At 67.5% G+C, this 7506-nt stretch carries 8 protein-coding genes; all 8 read right to left on the bottom strand.

Going from position 1 to position 7506, the window contains the following annotated elements; translation table 11 throughout:
• Positions 1-57: 57 nt before the first annotated feature.
• Positions 58-1410, bottom strand: a complete 1353-nt coding sequence (locus tag AC5RWT_RS32315; RefSeq protein ID WP_494083788.1) for an MFS transporter — start codon at positions 1408-1410, stop codon at positions 58-60.
• A 61-nt stretch (positions 1411-1471) separates the two neighbouring features.
• Positions 1472-2362: a ComEA family DNA-binding protein gene (locus tag AC5RWT_RS32310; protein ID WP_494083787.1), complete on the bottom strand. Its 891-nt coding sequence runs from the start codon at positions 2360-2362 to the stop codon at positions 1472-1474.
• Positions 2362-3228: a ComEA family DNA-binding protein gene (locus tag AC5RWT_RS32305; RefSeq protein WP_494083786.1), complete on the bottom strand. Its 867-nt coding sequence runs from the start codon at positions 3226-3228 to the stop codon at positions 2362-2364. Before AC5RWT_RS32305 ends, AC5RWT_RS32310 begins: the two co-directional genes overlap by 1 nt.
• The gene (locus AC5RWT_RS32300; RefSeq protein WP_494083785.1) at positions 3215-3697 is read right to left on the bottom strand and encodes a hypothetical protein; all 483 of its coding nucleotides are present in this window, start codon (positions 3695-3697) and stop codon (positions 3215-3217) included. The genes AC5RWT_RS32305 and AC5RWT_RS32300 overlap by 14 nt, the downstream gene beginning before the upstream one ends.
• A complete protein-coding gene (locus tag AC5RWT_RS32295; RefSeq protein ID WP_494083784.1) occupies positions 3694-4530 on the bottom strand; it encodes a 4Fe-4S single cluster domain-containing protein in 837 nt (278 codons plus the stop codon). The genes AC5RWT_RS32300 and AC5RWT_RS32295 overlap by 4 nt, the downstream gene beginning before the upstream one ends.
• A complete protein-coding gene (locus tag AC5RWT_RS32290; RefSeq protein WP_494083783.1) occupies positions 4511-4723 on the bottom strand; it encodes a DUF2997 domain-containing protein in 213 nt (70 codons plus the stop codon). Before AC5RWT_RS32290 ends, AC5RWT_RS32295 begins: the two co-directional genes overlap by 20 nt.
• Positions 4724-4750: 27 nt before the next feature.
• Positions 4751-6394, bottom strand: a complete 1644-nt coding sequence (locus tag AC5RWT_RS32285; protein WP_494083782.1) for an AAA family ATPase — start codon at positions 6392-6394, stop codon at positions 4751-4753.
• A gap of 53 nt (positions 6395-6447) precedes the next feature.
• The gene (locus AC5RWT_RS32280) at positions 6448-7293 is read right to left on the bottom strand and encodes a hypothetical protein (RefSeq protein WP_494083781.1); all 846 of its coding nucleotides are present in this window, start codon (positions 7291-7293) and stop codon (positions 6448-6450) included.
• Positions 7294-7506: the final 213 nt, after the last annotated feature.

Genomic DNA, 7506 nt, shown 5'->3' with positions numbered 1-7506 from the left:
CCTTCCGCCAGCTGGCGGAAGGGCGCGCTGCGTTTAGACCCAGGCACAGGGGCGGAGTCAGCTGAGGTGGGCGCCCTTGGTTTCGGGGGAGTAGCGCGCCATCCACAACACGGCAAGCAGCACCAAGGCCCCGGCGATGGCGAACGACCATGCGAGCCCCAGATACGGCCACGCGAGCGAGGCGAAGATGAGCGGGCCAAAGCCTGCCCCGATGCGCGAGAAGGTGGATGCCCAGCCGAAGCCCGATCCACGCAGCTCGGTGGGGTAAAGCTCGGAGACGTAGGTGTACAGCACGGGGATAGCGATTTGCACGACCAGGCCGTAGACCAGCAGCAGCGTCACCACAGCCGGGGGAACATCGATCAGGAGCGCGACGACGACCAGTGCCAGTGCCGATAGCGGACCGGTGATGGCAAGAATCCACTTGCGTCCGGTTTTCTCGACGAAGTATGCGGCGATGACGACACCCAGCAGGCCGACGGCGGCCATGCCGGCCGTGGTCAGGAAAGCGCGGGCGGCGGCGAATCCGGCGTCGATAAGGATCACCGGCATCCAGGTCAAGGCCAGGTAGTAGACCAACAGAATGCTGAAGAACAAGGCCCAGGCTGCCGTGGTGATTTTCCAGTTGAACTTCCAGACGGCGCTGAACTGCTCCAAGACGTTGACCGCCGACAACCGCGGTGCCTGGCCCGGTTCCGGCAGCCGCCACTCGCGCACCGTTCCGCCGGTCCGCTGGACCATGCTGTTGATGACCTGCTGGGCCTCCTCGGTTCGGCCCCGGCTAACCAAATAGAGCGGCGATTCCGGCACCGAGCGCCGAACCCAGAACACCAGCAGCGCCGGCAGGACCATGATCAGCATGGTGTACCGCCAATCCGCAACGGTGGCCATGATGAGGGCCGAGACGGCCCCGCAGAGCGCTGCCCCGACCGGCCACCAGCCGTCCATCGCGGTGAGGACACGGCCGCGCAGGCGCCGGGGCGTGAACTCCCCGACCAGAGCGTAGTCCACGGGTACGCAGCCGCCCAGGCCAAAGCCCGCAATAAACCGGAACACGCAGAACCAGACGATGTCCGGGGCGAAGGCTCCCAAGACCGTGAAGATTGAGAAAACCAGCAACGTGGCCGTGAACGCGGTCTTGCGGCCAATGAGGTCGGCGATCGATCCCCAGATGAAGGCGCCCAGAGCCATGCCGATCAGGTTCGCGGTGCCGATCCACGCGGCTTGGGCCGGAACGAGGTCCCAATGGTCGGAGAGCAGCGGAATCAGCACGCCGTTGAGGGTCACGTCCCACGCGTCGAACATGAAGCCGAGCCCGCCCAGCAGGAAAATCTTGCCTTGGACCCGCCAGCGCCAGGGAAGTTCCTGCACAATCTGGTCGCCGGTGGGCAGGTGAGCGGTTTGCGTCATTCGTGGCCTTCCAAGGGAGTAGCTATGCACACTTTAGTCGTGTGCGGCCGATGAAAAATTGTTAGTATTCCACCACTCGACCGAACGACGGCGGTGCCTGCGGCGTGCGTCCGCAGACGATATGCCCGCGGAGCCGCTGGAACACGTGCGGTGCCAGGTCCAGTGCCGCGGCAAAGTCCTGTGCGGAGCTGAACCCGCCGCGCTTCTCCCTAACTTCTATGGCCTCCTTGGCCAGAGCACGGGAGAAACCGGGCAGCGCTTCCAGTTCGCGGGCGGTGGCCGCATTAACATCCACGGCTGCGCGGGCTGCACTGGCTGCACCGGCAGCACCGGCCTGTGCTGCCGGTGTCTCGGCGGGCTGGGCTGAGCTCTGCCGGGCAGGTGCGCCGGCAGCGGCCGCGGCTCCCTGGCGGGCGGCGCGGAACTGTCCGGGGGAGCCCGCTCCGGCCGCCGGGGAGCTGGTGCGGGAACCGGCGCGCGTACGGGCCGCGGACTTGCGGCTCCCGGCGCCGGCCTTGGTGTTCCCGGAGCCGGACTTGCTGCCGGGCCCGGACCGGCGCGACCGCCCGCGCGAGTTCAACTGGCTGCCAGGACGTGACCGGGTGGTGCCGCCGGTGGTGCGGGCAGGACTGGCCGCGGCGCGGTCGCGCTCCCACTTAAACCGCAGGTACTCGGGATTGATGGCCACGGCAAAGCTGCTGCCGGCCAGCCAGCAGGACAAGAGCAGCCACGTTGCGACCTCTTCCTGCACTCCGGTGCCGTCGAGCAGCGCCAGGGCCACGCCGCTGAGGGTGATGTGGACCAAGCCGATGATCCACCACAGCGGCCGCCGGGCCCGTGAACCTACCACCAGCAAGGCGGCCCCGCCCAGGAACCCGAACGTTCCCGCGGGCACCAGCACCCAGAGGCTCTGGCGCAAATTCCATCCCAGGGTGGGTTGGGCCGCTGCCATCAGTAATCCACCGACCTGCCGAAGGACGCCGGCATGGCCGGCGGGAGTTTGGCGACCACCAGCGGGTACAGTGCGGCCACCTCCGATTCCGGCACCTGCAGTGCGGCGGCGAAGTCGGGAACCGTGCGGAAAGGTCCGCGTTCGGTGCGCAGGCGCACGGCCTTGCGCGCCTTGTGCCTGCTGATCCCGGGCAGCTTCTGCAGGGCTGCCGCCGGCGCCGTATTGACGTCCAAGGGCTCGACTGACCCGGACCCGGCCGGGCCGGACCTGCCCGGGCCGGAATTCCCGGTTCCGGAGTAGTAACGGGCGGCATCGAACCCGGGATCGTTGAGGAGTTCGGCGGCAGCCCCGCCAGGGCGGAGTTCGGTAGCGGCGCCAGCGGGGCGCGGGGCAGGGGCTGTACCCGCAGGGCGCGGCGCGGCGGCGCGGGGTCGACGGCGGAACAAGGCCCGGGCGGTGGGCATCGCCGTCGTGCTGTCCAGGGCACTGTCTGCGGGCGACCTGTGGAGAAGGGCCGTCCACGCGCTGCCGGAGGAGCGGGAGGCCTCAGCCCAGCGGTTGCGCAGCCAGGCCTGATTAATCCCCAGCGCATGCAGGGAGCAGATGGCCCAGATCAGCACGCGGGTGGTGCCCCCGGGTTGTTCGTTCATGAACAGTGAAACCACCAGCATCACCAGGTAGAAACCGCCGGCAGACACCCACGCGCCACGGCGTGCCAGCACACCGATCACCACGAAACCGGCCCAGCCCAGGAACCCGGCGCCGAGCAGCGGCAACAGCAGCCACAGGCTGGAGGCCACCAGCCACAGGACCGGTGGGGTGCCTCTCCGGCCGGTGACGGCGGCGGACTGGTCAGCGACGGACATTCAGAACCATCGTGACGCTCTGGTCTTCCTCCACTGTTTCCGACGCGAGTTCCAAACCGGCGGTGTGCGCGCGTTCACGCAGTTTCTGCACCACCGCCTGCTGGACCCGGCCGGCATAGGCGGCGTCGATGGCCTGGACAATTTCCGTTGCCCGCTGCCGGTCGACGTCCTCACCGCTGAAGTGGACCTGCCAAATGCCTTCGGCGTCGCGTTCGAACACCGCGGTGGCGTCGGACCAGGCGGCCTCGATGGAGACCGAGGTGGCATGTGTGACCTCGGCGTGCGTATCTTTCAGGGCAGCCTGCAGCAGGGTCAGGTCCCGCATCCGGGTGTGCACTTGAACCCGCGGCACCGCTGCAGGCACTGCCACCGCGTCAGATGCGTGGCGCTTGGCCTTCTCGTCCATGGCGGCGTTGAAGGTTGCGACGGCGGCGATGGCCGCGGGGATGAGCAGAACGGAAACACTCACGGGGTTTCTCCTGATTGGGCGCCGGCGTGAACCGGAGGGGGCAGGGTAACGGAAGGAGGGCGGCGGCGGTGAGGGGTCGGGCGGTCCGCCCGGGTACCGAGATCCGCCAGCAGGGCGTCCAGTTGGTCGTCGGTGGCCCAGCCGTTCAGGCCGACGGTCCCGTCGGGTGCGACGCGGATTTCGATCCGGTCCGGCTGGGCTTCGATGTTCTCCAGCAGGGCGCGGTAGCGGCCGGTCAGCGCCGTCAGGCCCTGGTTAAGGGAGCCAATCCACGGACGGCGGAGGTCCGGACGGTCCTGGAGATAGGGCCCGTCGGCCAACAGGTCGGTGGCAGCCAGAAGGCCGGCGATATCGTCGCGGTCCCCGGCCCAGCGCTGCAGATCACCGTGCAGATAGCCGGTGAACGTCATCACGGACAGCCCGGCCTTGCGGAAAGCGCGCGCAACGACGGCGCTGGCCGCCGCCTGCTCGAAGGGTTCCCCTCCCAGCAAAGTCAGGCCTTCGGAGCCGGCAGCCACTGCCTGGTCGACGAGGTCGGCGGCGAAGGGGTCTGTCGGGACGAGGTCTGCGCCCCGGGCGGCCCAGAGATGGGGATTGAAGCATCCGGGGCATCTGATGGAGCAGCCTTGCAGCCAAAGCGCGGCGCGCCGGCCGGGTCCTTCGGCGTCGGTGGCCGGGAGGAACCGGGCGTACCTGATGGTTCCGGCATCGGTTTGCGCGGGAGGGGAACCAATGTTGATGCCGGGCCGTCGCCCCGTACGCTGCGGCCCTGACGTCTGTTCCGGGCCCCAGCCGCCTGGCTGCGCTCCGACGTTACTGGCCGGCTGTCTCATGGTGCACGTACTCGCTGGCCGTGACGGCAGTGCGGCTGTAGTCCTCGGTGTACGAGCTGGAGACAGTCTCGGCTTCGAGCAGATCCTCCAAGACCGTGATGTAGTCGAGGCAGTCGGTGCCGAAGATGTTGCGGGTCTCGGCCGACACCGCGCCGTCGGGCCTGACGGTGACGATAAGTTGTTGCTGGTCCATCGCTTCTCCTTCGGGTATCGGGTGCTTCTAGAAATCCACGGTGCGGCCACCGCGTACCGGCTGCCCGGAAGCTGCGGCGGAGAGGGCAGGGGCGGGGTGCTCCGGATCATCCGGTCCGGCACCGGTGTCCAGGTCCTCGCTGCCGGTGGCACCGACGGCGCGCATGGCGGCCCACTGCCGAAGGGCTGCGACTTCCTCTGCCTGCGTGATTGCCAGCGGAATCATGTTGGACACGGCGCGCCGCAGGTCGGCCAGGTGGACATGGCGGTTTTCGGCGTAGGCATCGAAGAGCGCGGCGACGACAGCCTGTTCAATTTCCGCGCCGGAGTAGTTCTCCGAGGCGCCGGCGAGGAGTTCAACGGCGGCCGGATCATTGGCGACGACGTGGAGCTGGTTGGCGTCCGTGCTCTTGCCTGCCATGTGGATGTGCCAGATCAGCCGGCGTTCGGCGTCGCTGGGCAGGTCTACAAAGAAGATTTCATCAAAGCGGCCCTTGCGCATGAACTCCGGGGGCAGCCGGTCGATGTTGTTGGCAGTGGCCACGACGAACACCGGGTGGCGCTTCTCCTGCATCCAGGTCAGGAAGGACGCGAAGACGCGGGCGGACGTTCCCGAGTCTCCCTCGCCGCTGGTGCCGGAGAACCCCTTCTCGATCTCGTCGATCCACAGGATGGCGGGGGAGATGGCCTCGGCGGTTGCGATGGCGTTGCGCATGTTCTGTTCGCTGGAGCCGACCAGCCCGGAGAAGACCCGGCCGATGTCCATGCGCAGCAGGGGCAGCCCCCAGGCCGAGGCCATCGCCTTGGCCGTCAGCGACTTCCCACAGCCCGGGACGCCGGTGATCAGCACACCCTTGGGCGAGGGCAGGCCAAAGTCCGCGGCGGCATCCAGCCACGACCCCTGGCGTTTGGCCAGCCACCGCTTCAGGTTGTTCAGCCCGCCGACTTCATCCAGGCTGATCTTCACGTCCACATAGTCCAGCAGCCCCGACTTGCGGATGGTCTGGCGCTTCTCGTCCAGCACCACCTGTACGTCCTGAGCGGTCAGCTCCCCGTCGTCGACCATCGCGCGGGCGAACGCGTTCTCGGCTTCCGCCATGGTCAGGCCGAGCGCCGCCTGAACCATGTTTTCCTGGTCCGCGTCACTGAGCGTGACCTTGATCCGCCCGCCGCCGGAATTCTGGCTGATCATGTGCGCAAGCATCGACTTGATCTCGTCATGGCTGGGCAGCGGGAAATCCACCAGCGTGACCGCCTTGTCCAGCTCCGGCGGAATGCGCAGCAGCGGGGCAACGATGATCAGCACCCGGCCGGCGCTGCCTTGCCGGAACGCTGCGGAGATTTCGCGTACCTTCCGGACCACCTCAGGGTCCGCGGGGCGCTGGTCGGTGCCGAAGTAGGCGTGCAAGTCGAAGAAGATGAAGACGCCGGGATCGTGGGCGCCGAGCACCCGGTCCAGGGCACGCGCCGGGGCGGTGGTGTTGGACTGCTGGCCGTCGCTGGGGGAGATCAGCCCGCTGCTGGCGTTCCACGTCCAGACCGGCCGCGGCGTGCGCAGTCCGGCAGCGCACTTGAGCACTTCAGCGTGCACACGGGCTTCTTCGTGGCTCTCTACGTACAGCACGGGGATGCGCGCCTTGAACGCCTGGTCAAGCGTTTCGGCAAAAGACATGGGGGTCTCCCCTCAAGGAACCGGATCGGGATGGCTCTACTGTAGGCATAGATTCAGCCGCCGACGTCGATCCTCCAGCTTCCCTTGCTGGTGTCCACCAAAATGTACGTCACCGGGTATGGCTGCCAGGAGAAACGCGTGGTGCTGCTGCCAATTTTGTTGACCATCAGGTTCCGCCGCGATTCCTGCCAGGTGTAGACGGCGATGTTGGAGTCGCCGGTGTAGGTGAATTCCGCGAGGACTTCATCGCCTTCGTAGCGCACCAGGGCGGGGCCGGAGCCGGAGGCCGTGGTGCCGTTCTCCAACTCGGCGTAGGCGACCGGGCGAATCTTCAGCTGCCAGTCGCCGTCGGAGTCGATGTGAAGCATGAAGTTGTCCCGTGCGGTGGCGAGCAGCCCGGATGATGGTTCGTTCCGGTCGGCGGAACTGAAGAGGAAATGGGCCGGCCAGTCCGGGTTCTCCGGATCGTCCACCGCCACGCTGGCGTCCTCGCCACTGGTGACGACGACTTCAAACGGTCCGTTGTAACCGGCCGGCCGACGGTAGTCGATGGTCGCATTACGCGACCCGGTGTAGCTGCCCGGACCGCCAATTTCCCTCACCGTTCCGTCGTCGGCTGCCGCGGGGGAATCCGTGCGGGCCGATGTTCCGCCGCCTGTCACGGGACCGGCCCCGGTTCCGCTCCCGCCGTCCGCCTCGGAACCGGCCCCGGTCCCCGCCGCCTCAACCGCGGGATCCGGCTCCCCATTGGTGCCGGCCGCGATGGTGGAAAGGTGCGGCAGCAACCGGGGGACCGCGAAGGCCAGGGCGCCGCCCAGAACCAGAAGGCCCACCAGCCAAACCGCCAGCGAAAAACGGCCAATCCGCAGGACCGCGTCCTCAGTCACCGGTGCCGCCATGTGGTGGGTCTCCTTCTACTCTGCCTTCATGAGGGTACCCACACCGCGGGAAGGCTTCACACTCGGGGCCGGGGAGGAGCCCGGCGCTAGACTGAGACCATCCCCGAAGCCATTCTTCCTTGGAGATTTGCGTGAGCTTGAAGCAGCTTGACCGTGTTCCCATCCGCCGTGCGTTGATCTCGGTGTACGACAAGACCGGGCTGGAGGAGCTGG

This window comes from Arthrobacter sp. Dra40 (assembly GCF_059091905.1).
The sequence above is the reverse complement of the archived record's forward strand: the minus strand, read 5'-3'. Positions and strand labels throughout refer to the sequence as shown.

What these genes read in the sequence shown, in the direction of transcription:
- AC5RWT_RS32280 (WP_494083781.1), bottom strand. Translation starts at nt 7,293, where the DNA reads ATGGCGGCACCGGTGACTGAGGACGCGGTCCTGCGGATTGGCCGTTTT.
- AC5RWT_RS32290 (WP_494083783.1), bottom strand. Translation starts at nt 4,723, where the DNA reads ATGGACCAGCAACAACTTATCGTCACCGTCAGGCCCGACGGCGCGGTG.
- AC5RWT_RS32310 (WP_494083787.1), bottom strand. Translation starts at nt 2,362, where the DNA reads ATGGCAGCGGCCCAACCCACCCTGGGATGGAATTTGCGCCAGAGCCTC.
- AC5RWT_RS32285 (WP_494083782.1), bottom strand. Translation starts at nt 6,394, where the DNA reads ATGTCTTTTGCCGAAACGCTTGACCAGGCGTTCAAGGCGCGCATCCCC.
- AC5RWT_RS32295 (WP_494083784.1), bottom strand. Translation starts at nt 4,530, where the DNA reads ATGAGACAGCCGGCCAGTAACGTCGGAGCGCAGCCAGGCGGCTGGGGC.
- AC5RWT_RS32315 (WP_494083788.1), bottom strand. Translation starts at nt 1,410, where the DNA reads ATGACGCAAACCGCTCACCTGCCCACCGGCGACCAGATTGTGCAGGAA.
- AC5RWT_RS32305 (WP_494083786.1), bottom strand. Translation starts at nt 3,228, where the DNA reads ATGTCCGTCGCTGACCAGTCCGCCGCCGTCACCGGCCGGAGAGGCACC.